Annotated in this window: 17 protein-coding genes; 8 read left to right on the top strand and 9 right to left on the bottom strand. The window is 64.1% G+C overall.

Translation table 11 applies throughout. The features are described 5' to 3' along the window. Nucleotides 1-128 precede the first annotated feature (128 nt). Complete coding sequence (locus WHZ77_RS08375) at nt 129-806, top strand: TetR/AcrR family transcriptional regulator (protein WP_375313246.1); 678 nt, start codon at nt 129-131, stop codon at nt 804-806. Between the two features lie 42 nt (nt 807-848). Here WHZ77_RS08375 and WHZ77_RS08370 read toward each other — a convergent pair whose 3' ends face one another. The 3 genes from WHZ77_RS08370 to WHZ77_RS08360 form a co-directional block, all read right to left on the bottom strand. Further along, a complete protein-coding gene (locus WHZ77_RS08370; protein ID WP_375313245.1) occupies nt 849-1,658 on the bottom strand; it encodes an outer membrane protein in 810 nt (269 codons plus the stop codon). Nucleotides 1,659-1,883: 225 nt separating this feature from the next. Further along, nucleotides 1,884-2,873, bottom strand: a complete 990-nt coding sequence (locus tag WHZ77_RS08365; protein ID WP_375313244.1) for a putative zinc-binding metallopeptidase — start codon at nt 2,871-2,873, stop codon at nt 1,884-1,886. Between the two features lie 43 nt (nt 2,874-2,916). Beyond that, entirely contained in the window at nt 2,917-3,105 is a 189-nt protein-coding gene (locus tag WHZ77_RS08360; RefSeq protein WP_375313243.1) for a hypothetical protein, read from the bottom strand. A 132-nt stretch (nt 3,106-3,237) separates the two neighbouring features. Between WHZ77_RS08360 and WHZ77_RS08355 the strand changes: the two genes are divergently transcribed. Continuing rightward, nucleotides 3,238-3,630, top strand: a complete 393-nt coding sequence (locus WHZ77_RS08355) for a PRC-barrel domain-containing protein (RefSeq protein WP_375313242.1) — start codon at nt 3,238-3,240, stop codon at nt 3,628-3,630. 153 nt (nt 3,631-3,783) lie between these two features. Here WHZ77_RS08355 and WHZ77_RS08350 read toward each other — a convergent pair whose 3' ends face one another. Continuing rightward, nucleotides 3,784-4,500, bottom strand: a complete 717-nt coding sequence (locus WHZ77_RS08350; RefSeq protein ID WP_375313241.1) for a hypothetical protein — start codon at nt 4,498-4,500, stop codon at nt 3,784-3,786. Nucleotides 4,501-4,789: 289 nt separating this feature from the next. On the opposite strand from WHZ77_RS08350, the gene WHZ77_RS08345 reads away from it, so the two are divergent. After that, on the top strand, nt 4,790-5,713 hold the full coding sequence (locus WHZ77_RS08345) for an ABC transporter ATP-binding protein (RefSeq protein ID WP_375313240.1): 924 nt from the start codon (nt 4,790-4,792) through the stop codon (nt 5,711-5,713). Further along, nucleotides 5,710-6,471 (top strand): ABC transporter permease, encoded by a 762-nt coding sequence (locus WHZ77_RS08340; protein WP_375313239.1) that lies wholly within the window; start codon nt 5,710-5,712, stop codon nt 6,469-6,471. Before WHZ77_RS08345 ends, WHZ77_RS08340 begins: the two co-directional genes overlap by 4 nt. Before the next feature lie 115 nt (nt 6,472-6,586). Here the strand turns inward: WHZ77_RS08340 and WHZ77_RS08335 are convergent, their stop codons facing one another. Then, complete coding sequence (locus WHZ77_RS08335; RefSeq protein WP_375313238.1) at nt 6,587-6,910, bottom strand: hypothetical protein; 324 nt, start codon at nt 6,908-6,910, stop codon at nt 6,587-6,589. 317 nt (nt 6,911-7,227) lie between these two features. On the opposite strand from WHZ77_RS08335, the gene WHZ77_RS08330 reads away from it, so the two are divergent. Next, complete coding sequence (locus tag WHZ77_RS08330; protein WP_375313237.1) at nt 7,228-8,007, top strand: L,D-transpeptidase; 780 nt, start codon at nt 7,228-7,230, stop codon at nt 8,005-8,007. Nucleotides 8,008-8,035: 28 nt separating this feature from the next. On the opposite strand, the gene WHZ77_RS08325 is transcribed toward WHZ77_RS08330, so the two are convergent. Further along, a complete protein-coding gene (locus WHZ77_RS08325) occupies nt 8,036-9,187 on the bottom strand; it encodes a CHAT domain-containing protein (RefSeq protein ID WP_375313236.1) in 1,152 nt (383 codons plus the stop codon). 181 nt (nt 9,188-9,368) lie between these two features. Here WHZ77_RS08325 and WHZ77_RS08320 point away from each other — a divergent pair, with 181 nt between their 5' ends. After that, nucleotides 9,369-10,304 carry a glycerophosphodiester phosphodiesterase gene (locus WHZ77_RS08320; RefSeq protein ID WP_375313235.1) on the top strand — a complete coding sequence of 312 codons (936 nt, stop codon included), beginning with the start codon at nt 9,369-9,371 and terminating at the stop codon, nt 10,302-10,304. A 16-nt stretch (nt 10,305-10,320) separates the two neighbouring features. On the opposite strand, the gene WHZ77_RS08315 is transcribed toward WHZ77_RS08320, so the two are convergent. Beyond that, a complete protein-coding gene (locus tag WHZ77_RS08315) occupies nt 10,321-12,600 on the bottom strand; it encodes a spermidine synthase (protein WP_375313234.1) in 2,280 nt (759 codons plus the stop codon). Between the two features lie 233 nt (nt 12,601-12,833). Here WHZ77_RS08315 and WHZ77_RS08310 point away from each other — a divergent pair, with 233 nt between their 5' ends. Continuing rightward, a complete protein-coding gene (locus WHZ77_RS08310; RefSeq protein WP_375313233.1) occupies nt 12,834-14,444 on the top strand; it encodes a phytoene desaturase family protein in 1,611 nt (536 codons plus the stop codon). A 260-nt stretch (nt 14,445-14,704) separates the two neighbouring features. Here WHZ77_RS08310 and WHZ77_RS08305 read toward each other — a convergent pair whose 3' ends face one another. Continuing rightward, nucleotides 14,705-14,863 carry a Flp family type IVb pilin gene (locus tag WHZ77_RS08305; protein ID WP_375314678.1) on the bottom strand — a complete coding sequence of 53 codons (159 nt, stop codon included), beginning with the start codon at nt 14,861-14,863 and terminating at the stop codon, nt 14,705-14,707. Nucleotides 14,864-15,028: 165 nt separating this feature from the next. On the opposite strand from WHZ77_RS08305, the gene WHZ77_RS08300 reads away from it, so the two are divergent. Continuing rightward, complete coding sequence (locus WHZ77_RS08300; RefSeq protein ID WP_375313232.1) at nt 15,029-15,916, top strand: 50S ribosomal protein L11 methyltransferase; 888 nt, start codon at nt 15,029-15,031, stop codon at nt 15,914-15,916. A gap of 118 nt (nt 15,917-16,034) precedes the next feature. Here the strand turns inward: WHZ77_RS08300 and WHZ77_RS08295 are convergent, their stop codons facing one another. After that, the gene (locus WHZ77_RS08295) at nt 16,035-16,214 is read right to left on the bottom strand and encodes a hypothetical protein (protein ID WP_375313231.1); all 180 of its coding nucleotides are present in this window, start codon (nt 16,212-16,214) and stop codon (nt 16,035-16,037) included. Nucleotides 16,215-16,357 lie beyond the last annotated feature (143 nt).

Raw genomic sequence — 16,357 nt, 5'->3', positions numbered from 1 at the left:
CTGATTATTAGATCAATCGCTCTAATAATCACTGTCACGCACCGCAACATCCGTCAACATAAATAGATGGAACTATCTAATTTTGATTTTCTCGTGGCAAATCGTCGTGCTAAACGGGGCGAGTGTGAATGGAGATGTCCGGTTTGAGAAAAGTCGACCCAGTCAAGCATGAGCAGAAGCGCGGCGAGATTCTCGGCGCGGCGATCCGCTGCTTCATCAGGGATGGCTTCCGCGGCGCCAGCACGACCGACATCTGCACCGAGGCCGGCATCAGCCCGGGGCACCTCTATCACTACTTTCCGAGCAAGGTCGCGATCATCGAGGCGATGATCGATCTGGGTCTCGCCCATGCGGCGGAGCGGTTCGAAAAGATTCTCGCCGCCCCCGACGTGATCGAAGCGCTGCTCGCCGATATCGAGGAAACCAGCCTGCGGTTTCGTCCCGCGCAGATCCTCAATCTGGATGGCCTGGCGGAAGCCGCCCGCAATCCGGAATTCGCTGAAATCATCGAGCGTCACACCGAAGCGGTCCGCCGCATGTGGAGCGACTTCCTGCGTCAGGCACAACAGCAGGGACGGGTGGATCCAGGACTCGACCCGGACGCGACGGCGGACATCCTGATCGCGATCATCGACGGATCCCGCGCAATGCCGATCCGCAATCCGAAGCTGAATATCAAGCGGAGCGTGGCGCATCTGGAGACGATGCTCGTCCGCTTCCTGAGTCCGCCCGATGCGCGGAGTGCAGCGATCAAGCCGCGCACTCAGAGGACCGGTCGCGCCCTCAAGCTGGTCAGAAAGCGATAAGAGGCGCGCAGGAGCGGCGCGCCTCGAAGGCGGATTCCGAAATCAGTACTTCGCAATGATCGGTGCGCCCCAATCGAGCTTGTAATTCAGACCGGCCTTCACGATGTTGCCGCGGGTCAAGAACTGGTAGGTCGCGAAGTCGGCGCCGACGGGATTGGTCTGGGCGCCCGTGATCGTGCGGCTGCCGAGATCGTAGTAAAGGTACTCGCCCTTGACGGTCCAGCTTTTGGCCACGGCCCACTCAGCCCCCGCGCCGAGGGTCCATCCGTAGCGGAGGCCCGATGCGTTCCCGATGAACTGGCGCGCGGGCACAGGCGCATTGAAGAACTCATTGATGTTGGCGCTGTCCTTGACGTTGGCATAGGCCAGACCACCCGTCACGAACAGCAACAGCCGCTGTGACACGATCCCGCCGAGACGGCCGCGCACCGTACCGAAGAAGTCGATCTTCTCGCTCGCGCTGGTCCGAACATTGGTTCCGACCGGCGGGAGATCGACGTTGCGGGAGTCCTTGATGTCGGCGAAATCGAAATCCGCCTCGATGCCGATCAGGCCGGCACCGAACTGGTAATTCCAGCCAACCTGTCCGCCAACGAGATAGCCTTCCGGACGAAGTCCGCCGACAGCGAACGGAACGGCGCCGGGCTGCGAGACCGTGATCAGAGGGGTACCGGAAACGGCGACGTCGCTGGCGTTATTCCAGGCATAGCCGCCGTTCACGCCGATGTAGAAGCCGCTCCAATTGTAGCCGGGATCGACGGCGACAGGACGTGCCTTGTAGGCAAGGTCGGCGGCCGAGGCGGCCATCGATCCGAGAGTGAGGAACAGTGTGGCCGCAACAAATTTTTTCATGGTCATTCCCGATCAGCGTGTCCAACGACCGGGCACGGGATTCCAGAATTCAGAAAACGGAGACCATTCTAGCCGTTCTGGTCGCATTTGGCTGTCACCCCCGGGACACAACCCCCGCGGGATACCAGGACAATTGCGACGGAAAAAGCATTATCGGCGACGCAGTCCAAGTGTCCGACGGCTACCATTCGCGCCGTCCTGACGTCGCGGAAGCTGTCCGTCGCGTTACGCCGCCAACCTCTGCTGCTCGCGAAACCCGACGATCGCCATGTGCACGAGGTGGAGCTTGCCCTTCACCGCTGGCGATATGTCGAACGGATAGGCATCGTTCATCCCAAGCGAGCGGTTGAGCTCGTTGAGGCCGCGGGACAACGGGCTCCACAACGCCAGCAGCGCCTCGAAGTCGCTCTCCAGATAGGGATCCGTCAGGGTCTGCCGGGCGCGCTCATCGAGGGACAACGGCAGACCCGCCAGCGAGTCCAGCGTCGACAGGATATGGAGAAAATGCGCAAACGTCTCCGCCCAATCCTCCCAGGGGTGGGAGGTGGCGTATTCGCTGATGAAGCCGCTCCGGTCGTATGAACGATCAGTGCGGCCGTAATAGCTGCTGATCGCCGCTTGATAGTCCTGCGTCTCGTCACCGAAGATCAGCCTGAATGGCGCCTGGAACGTCGTGCCGTTGACCAGCAGGTCCCAGTAGAAGTGGCCGATCTCGTGCCGGAAATGCCCGAGCAGGGTGCGGTACGGCTCCCGGAACGCCACACGGCGGGCCTCGCGCTCGACATCGTCGGCTTCCGCGAGGTTGAGCGTGATCACGCCCGAGAGATGCCCAGTCAGGATCGGATTGATTTCGTCGGAGAGAATGTCGAATGCCACACGGTCACCGCTGCGGGATACCAGCGGCAGTCCGAGGCGGCGAAGATCATAGAGAAGACGGCGCTTGGCTTCCTCCACTCGCCGCCAGAGCATGACGTTCCTGGTGCTGCCGAGATGCGGGATGGTGCGCGTGAGGCGACAGGAGTCGCAGTACCAATCCGCGCCCTCGACACACCAATTGCAGCCGATGATCTCGCGGTTACGGCAGGACTGATTGAATGCGAGTTTGGTCAGGTTGATGCTCGACGGATCGAACACCAACTGGGTGCCGCAGTTCGCGCACGCGGTGTGCTCGAACGAGACTGGCTGCCGGCACGACGGACACTGGAATAGCTTCACGTGCTCTGGTCCCAAACATACGGCACGCCGGACAACCGGCTCGTCATTTCGGCGAAAACTTGCGACCGTCGCTCTTGCCGGCGAGCAATGCGCGCTGCATCCGCAGTGCCTGCTGCCTCAACAGGCCGGCTCGCTTCGCGCTCAAACGGGTCAGTCGCAAGCGGGGCTTGTCGGCCGGCGCAGTCTCGCCGACCGGCACGGCAGACCAGCATCGCTCGGGCTGAACCGACATCGGTCCCGCATTTCGTTTCTGAACCATGATGCAACAACACTCGATCGAACGCGAGGTTCCCTGGGCTCGCCAGGGGGAACCTTTGCCAATTTATCCCGTTGGCACCTCGATCAACGGTTGAGGAGGACCATCATGAAGAAACTCGCATTGGCATGTGCTCTCGCGGTTGCGGCCGCTACCGCCGCGCATGCAGCAACCACCACGGTGAAATCGGCGCCGGCGGAAAGCTGGACGGTGACCAACTACTACAAGCAGGCCGTCTACGATCCCAAGGAAAGCAAGATCGGCGACATCGACGACGTGCTGGTCGACAAGTCCGGCAAGATCACCGGCCTCGTGCTCGGCGTCGGCGGCTTCCTGGGCGTCGGTGAAAAGGACGTCATCATTCCCTTCAGCGCGGTCAAGACCGCCAAGAAGAACGACAAATGGTGGCTGACGATCGACGAGACCAAGGACACGCTCAAGGAGGCCCCGGGCTTCAAGTACGACAAGGCGAGCACGACCTGGGTGCCCGAGAAGAAGTAAGTCCGTCCAGACCGATATTTGCAGGGCTCGCCGCGACCGCGGCGGGCCCCTGGCGTATTCGGCGCCAACGTCTTTACGGCCGACAAGACAACGACGCCGCCGACCATGAAGTCGACGGCGTCGTGACCAAGCTGAATAATGCAGGCTAGTGCTTCAGTTCCTGGCGGGCGCCGTCGCCGCTGCCGACCGCGCCTGGCGCGGCGCGCCGGGTTCGGCGACCGGGGTTGCCGGTGCGCGCGAGCGCATGATCGCCGCGTCGATCTCGGCGATGACGCGGCGCTGGATCGCCTCGTTCTTGTCGATCGAGATATGCCCGACGCCGGTGCCGCGCACGTCGACATTGTCGAGCTTGCCGCGGAAACCGTCGGCGGCCCTCACCGGCTCGCCCGGACCGTCACCGATGTAGATGTTGATGTAGCGCTCCGCACCGGTCGTAAGCCTGGTCTTGAACACGGAATCGAGGCCAATCGCGAGCTTCACGGGAACACCGAGCTGCTTGAGCTTGGCGATCATGTCCGGCAGCGCGGTGGCCCCTGAGGAATGTCCGACCAGCACGATGGTCTTGAGCCGGCCAGCCCTGTAATTGGCCGCGGCCTCATCGGCGAGCGAGGACCACGACACGAAGTTCGCGACGGTCACCGGGATGCCCTGCGCCTGGAGCCGGGAGCCGATCGTGTCGAGCCCGAGCGAGAAGATGTTGAGCACGCCGCGGAGCAGGTAGACATGCGTCGTGGCGGCGGCCTGGCTGGGCGCGGCCCTGGCGGAGGTCGGGCTGATGGCAACAGCTGACAGCAGCAGCAGGCAGATCGCCCACACGCGGATGGCGGACAATTGGCTGGCGCCGGCGGTGTGACGGCCGTTCGGTCTCATCGATCTTTTTCCCTGGGGACAGTACGCTTTGCGATTGGGCGGAATCGTAGCCACGGCCTGCTCGCAGACGCAACAAAGAGCCGCGTGAACCACAATCTTAGCATCAGGCCGTGACCATCGCGCAACACTTGCCTGAAACCTGCCACCGAAGGGCCTGTTTTGAGACCATTTTTCTCCGGCCAATTGCGGCCGGGCTACCGCCTTCCTATTTCAGGGCTCCGCTGACCCGCCCCCAGGTGGGTTCCAGCCTTCCCCTCCCAAGCCTTTGCCCTTCAGCCCTGCGGCCATCATGTCTTCCATCATCTCCGTCGCCAATTTGTCGAAGACCTATGGGTCCGGCTTCAAGGCGCTCAAGAACGTCAATCTCGATATCAAGCCAGGCGAGATCTTTGCGCTGCTCGGCCCGAACGGCGCCGGCAAGACCACGCTGATCTCGATCATCTGCGGCATCGCCAATCCGAGCGAGGGCAAGGTCCTCGTCGGCGGCGAGGACATCCGCACATCCTACCGCAAGGCACGCTCGCTGATCGGGCTGGTGCCGCAGGAATTGCACACCGACGCCTTCGAGAGCGTGTGGGCGACCGTGAGCTTCTCCCGCGGCCTGTTCGGCAAGCCGAAGAACCCTGCGCACATCGAGAAGGTGCTGAAAGACCTCTCGCTCTGGGACAAGAAGGACAACAAGATCATCACGCTTTCCGGCGGCATGAAGCGCCGCGTGATGATTGCGAAAGCGCTGTCGCACGAGCCGCAGATCCTGTTCCTGGACGAGCCGACCGCCGGCGTCGACGTCGAGCTGCGCAAGGGCATGTGGGAGGTGGTGCGCACGCTGCAGCAATCCGGCGTCACCATCATCCTCACCACGCACTACATCGAGGAAGCCGAGGAGATGGCCGACCGCATCGGCATCATCAACAAGGGCGAGATCGTTCTGGTCGAGAACAAGGCGACCTTGATGCAGAAGCTCGGCAAGAAGCGGCTGACGCTGCATCTGCAGAACAGGATCACCTCGCTCCCCGACAGCCTTGCCCATTATGAGCTCGACCTTAGCGAGAATGGCGCGACGCTGGTCTACGACTACGACACCAAGGGCGATCGCACCGGCATCACCAGCCTGCTCAGCGACCTGCGCAACGCCGGCATCCGCTTCAACGATCTCGACACGACGCAATCGTCGCTCGAGGACATCTTCGTCGACCTCGTGAGGACGTCATGAACTATCGCGCTGTCCGCGCCATCTATCTGTTCGAAATGGCACGCACCTGGCGCACGGTGCTGCAAAGCATCGTCTCACCGGTCGTCTCGACCTCGCTCTATTTCGTGGTGTTCGGCGCCGCGATCGGCTCGCGCATCAGCCAGGTCGAGGGCGTCAGCTACGGCACCTTCATCGTGCCGGGCCTGATCATGCTCTCGGTGCTGACGCAGAGCATCGCCAACGCTTCCTTCGGCATCTATTTCCCGAAATTCACCGGCACGATCTACGAGATCCTGTCGGCGCCGATTTCCCATGTCGAGATCGTGCTGGGCTATGTCGGCGCCGCCGCGACCAAGTCGATCATTCTGGGCCTCATCATCCTGGCAACGGCCGGCTTGTTCGTGCCGCTGCACATCCATCACCCGGTCTGGATGCTGACCTTCCTGGTGCTGACGGCGGTGACGTTCAGCCTGTTCGGCTTCGTCATCGGCATCTGGGCCGACGGGTTCGAAAAGCTCCAGATGATCCCGATGCTGGTGGTGACGCCGCTGACATTCCTCGGCGGCAGCTTCTATTCCATCGACATGCTGCCGCCGACCTGGCGCACGGTGGCGCTGCTCAACCCGGTCGTCTATCTGATCTCCGGCTTCCGCTGGAGCTTCTACGAGATCGCGGATGTCAGCGTTGCCGTCAGCATCGGCATGACGCTGGCGTTCCTGCTGATTTGCCTCGCTGTGATCTGGTGGATTTTCCGGACCGGGTACCGGTTGAAGAATTGAGCTGTCATTCGGGGGCGCGCGTAGCGCGAGCCCGGAATCCATTCATCCACCAACTCCGCCGCACGATGGATTCCGGGCTCGCCCTTCGGGCGCCCCGGAATGACGACGGTGGACGTCACCTGTAGCAGTGGAAGCGATTGTAGCCGTCATAATAGCCGCGGCAGCGGCGATGGCCGCGATGGGGAATGCCAAATACGCCCTCGACCGCGCCCACGGCACCGCCCACACCAGCGCCGACGACGCCTCCGACCGCGCCACCCACCGGGCCGGCGATCCGATTGCCTTCATAGGAGCCTTCCTGAGCGCCACGCACGATACCCTGGGCGTGCCCGGGCTGAGGCAGGCACGAAAGGCCGAGGAGGATAGCGGCGCCTGCGAAGAGCAGACGGGCAGAACGACCGGCCGGCAACGAAGCGGCGGCGACACGAACTGTGTTCATTACATTTCCTAAGGGTGAGCCGGCCGCGATGACCGCTGGCCGAGAGATCAGCGCCGCATTAACGCAGATGCGGGCAATTGGTTGCGTCTTCATGACAAATTGGCGCCATCATGAACGGATCCGCTCGCGAAAATGTCAGCAGGGCCGCGGCCTGCGCGGCACAAAGCGGCCTTGCTTACGCCCGGCATCACGTTAACGATGGCTGGGCAGGCCGCTGGAACGAATGCCGGATTGCAGGCATATTGCACGCCGGGGGACGGAGAGCCGCGGCGCCTAGCGTGAACAGGCCGGAGGCCAGAATTCAAATGCGTTTCCAGATGCGTTCTTATTTCATCGCTTTTGCCTCGTTGACGCTTTTGAGCGCCGGCACTGCGCAGGCCAAGGTCGAGATCACCGTCGACAAGGACAATCAGCAGATGACCGTCGCCGTTGACGGCGTCGCGCGCTATCACTGGCCGGTGTCGACCGGCATCCCCTCGCGCGAAACGCCGAACGGCGCGTTCCGCACCTTTCGCATGGAAGAGGATCACTACTCCAAGGAATTCGACGACGCGCCGATGCCGCACGCGATCTTCTTCACCAAGGTCGGGCACGCCATCCACGGCACCGACTCGGTCGGCCGGCTCGGCTCGCCCGCCTCGCACGGTTGCGTGCGGCTGTCGCGCCAGAATGCCTCGACGCTCTATGCGCTGGTGCAGCAGCAGGGCGTGCTCAACACCACGGTGACGCTGACCGGCTCGGCGCAGGTGGCGCTCGCCCGCAATCCGCGCGGCCGAACCAACAACGCGGTCGCCCGCGCCCCGCAGCCGGCGGAGGAGCAGTACGCCACGTCGGGCGATCCGGTGAACCTGGCGCCGCAGGCGCAGCCCGCTCGCCGCTACATGCCGCAGGACGACAACTACATCTATCCGGCCGACGGCAGCGACACCGGCGCGCGCTATCCGGCGCCGCGCGGCAACCGCCCGCTCTATGACGCGCAGGTCTATCAGCAGCAGCCGCAGCAATATTACAACCAGGGCTACGGCCAGCAGGGCTCCTATTATCAGCCTCAACCCCGGCAGGTTTATCAGCCGCGCGGCTATTACTACCAGAACTGACACTATCTGAATCTGAACGCGGTCGCCGTCAGCCGCCCTCGCCCACCAGCACGAACGGCGCCCACACGGCAGGATCGGCGTTGCGGGACGACGACCGGTCGGCAATCAAAGCTTTCATCGACCGGCGCAGCGCTTCGGCACGGCCGATGCCGGGATGCGCTGTGAGCTCGGAGAAGGCGCCCGTGGTCAACCGCACCGCCGCATCGGAATCGACCGGCCAATGCGAGACGAGAAGCGCCCGCGCGCCGGCATAAAAGAACGCGCGCGCAAGGCCCGACAGGCCCTCGGCGCCAGGCTTGTCGCCGGCTGCCGTGTTGCAGGCCGAAAGCACCGCCCAGTCCGCATCCAGCTTGAGTTTTGCGATGCGGCTTGCCGTGAGCAGGCCGTCATCGTCGCTGGTCGGCTTGTCCGGCAATGTCAGCACGAGCGCGGGCTCGCTGAGGCCGCTGACCTCGCCGGCAACGAGGCCGTGGGTAGCGAAATCGACGACACGGTATTGATCGAGCGGCAGCGTGCTGACGCTGGTCACGGTCGCGGCTGAGCCGAGCTTGACGTCGTCCTGCGGCGAGGCGCCGAGCGCACGCGCCACCGCCAAGGCGTAGGTCTTGTCACCGCGCACGATGAACGCCACCAGAGCCTCATCGGGCTTCAGCAGCCCCTGCGTTTGCGCGATGGACAGCGGTTGCGGATTGGACAATTCAGCATAGGCCGGAAAACTGCGATCGAGCTGGGCCGAGACGTCTTCGAGCAATCTTCGCGTTTGCGCGGTCTGCGCGCGCAGGCTGGCGATCAGTGCGTCGTTGCGCTTGCCGTCCGCCTGCCCGAGTTCGGACGTCACGCGCTTGTCGAGCGTTTCGAGGCTCGCTTTCAGATCCTGCTGCCGCCTCACCAGTCCGGCGATCTCATCGTTGCCGGCGCCGAACCGGGCCGCCATCTGCGACAGCGCCGCACCCGCGCTGGTCTCGTGCGCGCGCTGAGCGGCGCCGAAGGCTTCGTCCTTCGCGGCATTGTCCGGCTTGCCGTCGGAGACGCGCCAGATCGCATCGATCAGCCAGGGATCGATCTCGGGAAAACGGACGAACTGCGTATTCTTCTCGGCGTTCAGCGCGGCTGCAGCGAGCCGCAGCCGCGCCAGGGCATCCGGCCACTTGCCCTCGCGGCGGTCGGGCAGGCATCGCACCTGTCGACAGCAGGAAAATGCGCCGGCTTGGGCGTGAATCGACTCACGAACGCCCTTAGAATAGGCCCGGCGCGCAAGATACGTTTAAATGCCGTGCTTTCCACTGCCCCTTCGGACTGTGATGACATCACGTGCAGCGATAATTCTGACCGCGCTCTCGGTTCTGGTTGCGGGAGAGGCTATGGGATCCGACTTGGCCTTTGACCTCGAGGCGCATCGCGGCGGGCGGGCGCTGCTGCCGGAAAACACCCTGCCTGCTTTTGCCAACGCGTTGACAATGGGCGTGGACACGCTGGAGCTTGACGTCGGCATCACCGCCGACGGCGAGGTGATCGTGTCGCATGAGCGTGGTCTCAACCCCGATCTCGCGCGAGATCGGAACGGCGGCTACATCGCTGCGCCAGGGACGCCATTCATCAAGCTTCGGCTTGAAGACGTCAGGACCTATGACGTCGGCCAGATCCGGCCGGACAGTTCTTACGCGAAACAATTCCCCGACCAGCGCGCGATGCCGGGAACGCGCATTCCAACCCTCGGCGAGCTGTTCGCGCTGGTGCGCAGGTCCGGCAACACCCGCGTGCGCTTCAACATCGAGACCAAGATCGATCCGAACCACCCGGACGAGGCGCTCGATCCGCAGGCTTTTGTCGCAAGACTGCTCGGGTTGATCGAGGCCGAGGGATTTTCCGATCGCGTCATGATCCAGTCGTTCGACTGGCGAACCCTGCTTCTGGTCCAGCAGCAGGCGCCCAAAATTCCGACCGTGTATCTGACACTCCAGCGCGGCTCAGCGCCGACCATCGCGCTCGACAAGGCCACCAGCTGGACGGCGGGCTTCAGTCCCGCCGATCACGGCGGCTCGCTGCCCCGGACGATCAGGGCTGCGGGCGGCGCGATCTGGTCGCCCTATTTTGGCGATGTCACGGAGTCGCTGGTCACCGAGGCCCACGATCTCGGACTGCGCGTCGTGGTGTGGACCGTCAACAAGCGCGACGACATGGTGCGGATGATCGAGTTCGGCGTCGACGGCATCATCTCGGACCGGCCGGACCTGCTGCGGCAGGTCGCGGGCGAGAAGGGCATTGCGTTGCCGGCGGGGACACTGGTGGTGCCGTAGCCCTCGGTCTCGCGCCTTACTCCCCGTCCCGCAGGCGCCGGTACAGCGCGCCAAGAATGTTGGAATAATCGTCGGTCCAGACCCGCACCCTGTCGTCGGCTTCGGTGAGCTCCCACGACTTCGAGGCGGCGAGCCGGCCGACGTCGGCGTCCTCGCGCGCCGATATGACGACGTCCGTCGAGAAGATGTAATCGGAATCGCGCCCGGAATCCTCGTTGAAGACCCAGCTCTTCAGATCGTTGGCATCGGCGATGCCGACCACGACGGTCTCGAGATCGAGGTGCCGGTTGGAGACGTGCATCACCACGGCGCCGTGCGGGGCGAGCTTGTCCTTGTAGATCTTCATCGCCTCTTCGGTGGCGAGATGGATCGGGATCGCATCCGACGAATAGGCATCGACGATGATCAGGTCATAGACGCCGTCGGGCTCCTTCGCGAAGGTGAGACGGGCATCGCCAATCACCGGCTTCAGGCCCGGCATGCAACTCGATATGTAACGGAAGTTCTTCGGGTCACTCGCTGCGTCGACCATGGACTGGTCGATCTCGAAGAATTTCCAGTCCTCACCCGGTTCGGCCGCGCAGGCGAGCGTGCCCGATCCGACGCCGATCGCAGCCACCTTCAGCGGCACGCCCTTGCGCTCGCGGATGGCCGTGATGGCCTGCCCGATGCCGCCGTCCTTGTGATAATAGGTGATCGGCTCGGGCCGGCCGGCAACAGGCGTGCCGTCATTGTTGCGGAAACGCTCGGCGCCGTGAATGGTGGTGCCGTGCATCAGCACGTGGAAATAGCCGCCGGGCGTCACCACGATCTTGTGCACGCCGAAGAAGCTGCGCACCGTCGTGACGCGGCCTTCGTCCGCGGGATAGACCCGGATCAACGCCAGCGCGAGCGCCACGGTGGCGAATATCTTCCAGCGACCAGCATTGAGCGCGAGCGCCAGCAATGCGGCGAGAACACCGACGGCACCGGCCACCCAGACGCGGTGATCCTCGAACCAGGTCGAGAGGCCGCCCGTCGTGGTGGACGGCACGACGAGCGCCACCGCGAGCGCTGCGAGCGCCAGCCAGTACCATTTGACGATGCCCGCCAGCCGCTCGTTCGCGGGCGGCCGGCACAGCGCGGCGAGCGCGACCAGGATGGGATATTCGGCGATCCATGAGAAAGTGAACGGCGCCACCAGGCCCGCGAACAGACCGCCGACCATACCGCCGAACGACAGCGCGACATAGAATCCGGTGAGATATCTGGCGGCCGGCCGGGTCCGTGCCAGTTCGCCATGGCAGGCCATGGCGATGACGAAGAAGCAGAGCTGGTGACCGCCGAGCGTAAGCAGCAGGTTCTGCTCGCCGCCGAACGCCAGCAGGACAACGACGCCCGCGATCGCGACCGGCTGCAGCATCAGCATCCATTTGTGCGGCAATAGCGGCCGCGACTGGAACACCACCACCCAGGTCAACAGATACAGCGACAGCGGCAGCACCCACAGCAGCGGCGCGGCCGCGACGTCGGTCGAGATGTGCGCGGTCACAGCGATGAGCAGGCCGGACGGCGCCGCGGCCAGGAAAATCCAGCGCAGCCGCGTCACCAGGCTTGGAGCGGGCGCATTGACGTCCGCGGTTTGCGCATCGACGATCGCGAGCTTCGGCGAACGCAGCAGCAGCGCGCCGCAGGCGGCGATCAGGAGGATCAGGACCCCATAGCCGCCGGTCCAGAGCCGGTTCTGCGTGTGCAGCGTGAAGATCGGCTCCAGCAGGAACGGATAGGACAACAGCGCGAGGAAGCTGCCGATGTTGGAGGAGGCATAGAGGAAATAGGGATCGTGCCCAGCGGGATGGCCGGTGCGGACGAACCAGGCCTGTAGCAGCGGATTGTTGGCGGCGAGCGCGAAGAACGGCAGTCCGATCGAGACCACGAACAGTCCGAGCAGCCAGAACGCATAACCCGACGCCGGCGGCTCGCCATAAGCGGAGGCGATGCCGAGCGGCAGGGTCGCGAAGGCCAGCACCAGCAGCAGGAGATGCACCACCACCGGGACGATGCGATTCCTGGTCTGCATCAGCAGATGCGCATAGGCATAGCCGGCCAGCAGCAGCGACTGGAAAAACACCATCGCCACCGACCACACCGCCGGCGAGCCGCCGAGTCGCGGCAGCACCATCTTCGTGAACAGCGGCTGCACCGAGAACAACAGCAGCGCGCTGACGAAGATCGCAGCGGTGTAGACCGTCAGCAGCAGCCGGTTTCGCGACGACGACGGCTGCTCCGTGGCGGCGGGTTGCACGATCGAATCCATGGAAGCTCCGGCAAGCAATTCCCCGGCGGGCGCCGGACGCGCGCAATGGAGCACAAGGCGCCTGAACGGGCAATAAAGGGTCTCGTGATGTTGCAGCGGCGATTGCTTGATATAGAGATGTCATTCCGGGATGGTCCGAAGGACCAGACCACAGGTGCGCAATTGCGCACCGGGGAAGCTCGAGGTTCCGGGTTCGATGCTTCGCATCGCCCCGGAATGACGCCAGGGAGATCATGAGCGAAACCGACGTCATCATCATCGGTGCCGGCCACAACGGCCTCACCTGCGCGGCCTATCTCGCCATGGCAGGCCTGCGCGTGCGCGTGGTCGAGCGCCGCAAGGTGGTCGGCGGGGCGGCCGTGACAGAGGAGTTTCATCCGGGCTTCCGCAACTCGGTGGCAGCCTACACCGTGAGCCTGCTCAATCCGCAGGTGATCCGCGACCTCAGGCTGGCCGAGCAGGGCCTGCGAATCGTCGAGCGGCGCGCGCAGAATTTCCTGCCCGCCCCAGACGGCAGCTATCTCCTCACCGGCGAGGGACGGACCAAAGAGTCCGTCGCACGGCTGAGCGCGCATGACGCCGCTGCGCTCGACGGCTTCTCACGCGAGCTGGAAGACATCGCCGACGTGCTGCGGCAGTTCGTGCTGCGCGCGCCGCCAAACCTCGTCGACGGCTTCGGCACGGCCGCGATCCGCGAAGGCGTCAACGCCTGGAAGACGGCCAACATCCTGCGCGCCCTGACGCTGGAGCAGAGCCGCAGCCTGCTCGACCTCTTCACCCGCTCGGCCGGCGAGATGCTGGACGAGCGTTTCGAGCACGATCTGGTCAAGGCGCTGTTCGGCTTCGATGCCATCGTCGGCAACTACGCCAGCCCCTACGCCGCCGGCTCGGCGTATGTGATGCTGCATCACGCCTTCGGCGAGGTGAACGGCAAGAAGGGCGTCTGGGGCCACGCCATCGGCGGCATGGGTGCGATCACACAGGCGATGGCGCGCGCTGCAGGCGAGCGGGGCGTCGTGATCGACACTGGTGCCGGCGTGCGCGAGGTGATCGTCGAGCGCGACCGCGCCGTGGGCGTCGTGCTGGAGAACGGCGAGACGATCCGCGCGAAATATGTCGCGGCCAACGTCAATCCGAAGCTGCTCTATACGCGGCTGATCGCGGCCGACGCGCTGCCCGCCGACTTCTTCGCCCGCATCCGCAATTGGAAGAACGGCTCCGGCACCTTCCGCATGAACGTGGCGCTGGACCGCCTGCCCTCCTTCACGGCGCTATCGGGCGACGGCGATCATCTCTCCTCCGGCATCATCCTGGCTCCTGATCTCGGCTACATGGACCGCGCCTATCTCGACGCGCGGGCGCGAGGCTGGAGCCGGGAGCCGGTCGTCGAGATGCTGATCCCCTCGACGCTCGACGATACGCTGGCGCCCGAAGGCAAGCATGTCGCGAGCCTGTTCTGCCAGCACGTCGCGCCGGAGCTGCCGGACGGAAAGTCCTGGGACGATCATCGCGACGAGGTCGCCGATCTCATGATCGCGACGGTGGACAAATACGCGCCGGGCTTTGCCGGCAGCGTGCTTGGCCGCCAGATTCTCTCGCCGCTCGATCTCGAACGGCAGTTCGGGCTGTTGGGTGGCGACATCTTCCACGGCGCGCTGTCGCTGAACCAGTTGTTCTCGGCGCGGCCGATGCTGGGCCATGCCGATTATCGCGGGCCCCTGAAGGGCCTGTACCATTGCGGCTCCGGTGCCCACCCCGGCGGCGGCGTCACCGGCGCTCCCGGCCACAACGCCGCGCAGGCGATCTTGAAGGATCACCGCTCGCTGTTCGGAAGCCGTGGATAACGGCGTGGACAGGCTGTGGAGAAGCCTGTCAATAACATGGAGAAAAGGCTCACGAGGATCCTTCACAGCCCGCCCAAAAGGCTGTGGAGAAGGCTGGTAGATCCCTGCGGACAACCCTGTGAATTAGCGGTGGGAAAGCGGTGAGAACCTATGGAGCCCCAGATGCGACTTCGCCCGCAAGGAAATCGCTTTCCTTTGCGGGCGCGCGCCAAAATAGCTGCTATGAAGAAATGCTTCCTGCTGGGATCAGGAAACCGGGATCAGTTGCCCAACTTGGTGCTGATCGAACCGAACTTCTCGTTCATGGTGGTGCCCAGGCTGTTCACCACGGTGATGATCGCCAGCGCGATGCCGGCTGCGATCAGGCCGTATTCGATCGCGGTTGCGCCGGACTCGTCCGACCAGAACTTCTGAACCATGCTCTTCAAGACTCGCCTCCATTTCAATTTTCAAGCCGTTTTGGCTGGATCCAACAGCCGAAAATCTACGGGAGTACAACCTACGGTCAGGTTAACCCGGGAACCACAAGTTATGCGGAAATTTGGACACAAAAGTTCCAAAAATTGAGATCAACGGAATTCTGAATGCAGCCTTCGCCCACTCATCGCGCCAGCTTTTCAATCGGCACCGAGGCCGCGGCCAAGCGCGTCGTCGACGTGCTCACCGAAGTCTTTTTCGAGGGCGACGCGGCGGTTGCCGCGTTCGAACAGCCGGACGGACGATGGGACGTCACGCTGCATTTCGCCGACGCGCCGGATCAGGCGTTGCTGCGCGAACTCATTGCAACTTCGGCAGGAAACGACATCGCCGAGACGCTTCTGTTCGACACCGTCGAGGCCAAGGACTGGGTCAAGGCGAGCCTCGAAGATCTCGTCCCGGTGCCGGCGGGGCGCTTCGTCGTGCACGGCAGCCACGACCGCGACCGCGTGGCGCCGAACAAGCTCGCCATCGAGATCGAAGCGGCGCTCGCCTTCGGCACCGGCCACCACGGCACCACCCGCGGCTGTTTACTGTTGCTTGACCATGTCCTGAAAAGCGCCCGGCCGGCACGCGTGCTCGACCTCGGCACCGGGACAGGCGTGCTGGGAATAGCGGCGGCGAAGGCGCTGCATCGCGCAGTGCTCGCCTCCGACATCGACCCGCCTTCGGTCCGGGTGGCGGCCGAGAACGCGGTGCTGAACGAAGCCGGCCATCTGGTCCGGGTGATCCGCGCCACCGGCTTCGCCGCGCCGGATTTTGCCAGATGCGGCCCGTTCGACCTGGTGCTGGCCAACATCCTTGCCAATCCGTTACGGCAATTGGCAGGTCCGATGGCGCGGCACCTCGCCCCCGGCGCCCGCGTCATCCTCTCCGGCCTGCTGACCCACCAGGCCCCCGCCGTGATCGCCGCCTACCGCGCGCGCGGCCTCGTGCCACTGCGGCACCTGCGGATCGAGGGATGGAGCAGTCTGTTGCTGAGGAAGGTGGGGTAAGCAAGGCGCCGTAGGGTGGGCAAAGAGAAGCGTGCCCACCAAACCGACCGCCAATTACCAAAGATGGTGGGCACGGCGCATTGCGCCTTTGCCCACCCTACGAAACGTCACTGCTGCGCTACTCCGCAGGCTTCTCATCCCGTTGCGCCACGCGCTCGCCTTGCAACGCGCGCCTGGCGCGGCGCTCGGCGAAACGGTCGATCACCTGGCTGATGAGGCCGCGCGGCTTCTTCGGTGTCGTGGCGGCCGGTGCGCGGCGGACCGGCGGCGAAATCTTCTCAAACGTGAACGCTGGCATCGTGTGTCCCCTCGCCGTTGAGATGAACCACTTGCTCGAATTTCCCTGTTATCCGGACGAAGCGCAACTGCTGCATCCTGTACTCCACTCAATTCGAATGGAACTTTTTCAAGCACAGTCCGTGCCACATACGACCTCAATTG

The organism is Bradyrhizobium sp. A5 (assembly GCF_042076515.1).
GTDB classification, from domain to species: Bacteria; Pseudomonadota; Alphaproteobacteria; order Rhizobiales; family Xanthobacteraceae; genus Bradyrhizobium; species Bradyrhizobium cosmicum.
This window is presented reverse-complemented; position numbering and strand designations above follow the sequence as displayed.